General features: G+C 60.8%; 1 protein-coding gene. It reads right to left on the reverse strand.

Annotated elements, in window-relative coordinates; all coding sequences use genetic code 11:
• On the reverse strand, window positions 1-1,226 hold a 1,226-nt coding region (locus ISP19_RS00030; protein WP_204678178.1), incomplete at both ends, for a phospholipase effector Tle1 domain-containing protein.

Consider the following 1,226-nt stretch of genomic DNA (forward strand, 5'->3'; position numbering starts at 1 on the left):
ACCCCGGCTTGCTGTGCCAGTTTGTGCATCACCCGCAACGGAATCAGCTGATAACGCCAGTCGATGGCGCGGTTAAGGCATACCGTGGCGTAGGCTACGGGCTGCCGAGTGTTCACCACGCTGCCGCGTGCGGGTGGCTGCGATTCCATCCGCACCCAGCCATCCACGGTGAGAGAGCCCTCATCGATGTTGCCAAGGCGTGTCACCCAGCGTTGACGTTCGGTTTCGGCCAGCTGGCAGGCCCGGGTGCTGCCAGGGAATGGCATATACAGGTCGCCGTTCAGTTCCACAGGCTTTTCGACGGTGCGCAGGGGCTTGATCAACATCAGCGGACCTTCATGGTTTTCGCGGTAGCCGCCGCCGATATCGGAATGCACGCCGGGCAACGCGATTTCGCGGTGCTCCGGGGCGACAGTGGTAAGCATGAAGTTGGCACGGTGTTCGTCGCGGGCGACGAGCTGCACTACCTTGCGTGCGCAGTCGGCCGGCAATGCCACTTTCACCGGGCCGTTGTGGCCGCTGACGACGTTGAAGCCGTCGGCCACATTGGCGCGCGCCACCACGGTGTCGAACAGACCCACGAAACCGATGCGAACATCGCCGTCGACATCGAACCCTTCGGCTAGCTTGGCCTGGCTGGAGGAAAGTTTTTGCGCCAGCAAGCCCTGTTGCTTGCGGTTGATCTCATTGACGAAATGGCGGGCTGCGGCCGCGCCGCGGCTGAAACCGAACACATCCAGCTCCAACGCCGCGATAGAAACGCCTGAGTTAGTGCGGGAAAACGATTCGAGTTCATCAGGGATCGCTTTCGAAAGCGTTTGCTCCACTTTCGCCAGAATGCCGGTTCCGCCTATGCCAAACCCCATGGCAAGCACGTCGTCCCGCTCGCCGGTCGCAGTGCCAATGCCTTCGACGTAAATGGGAATGAAATATTCCCGCGCGTCTTTATCCAAGGGTTTTTCACGGCTGTCCTGATACAGCTTGTACAACCTCCACACATTGGTATATCCCCCTCCATAACTGCTCTTGTCATCCGCCATATATCGCTTGCAGTGCTCGGCAATCGCCGCCTGCTCCTGCTGGCTCTGCCCCAGCGCACTGCCGGTGGACGCCTGGCAGTGCGTAAACAGTTCGGTATTGCCGGCGTTGTTGCGGGTGCCGTCGAAGAACACGCCGATGCGCAGCGTGCAGCGACGTTCGGTCGGGCTTTCCCTATTGCGGACGGG

The organism is Dyella flava (assembly GCF_016904955.1).
In the GTDB taxonomy this organism is placed as follows: Bacteria; Pseudomonadota; Gammaproteobacteria; order Xanthomonadales; family Rhodanobacteraceae; genus Dyella_B; species Dyella_B flava.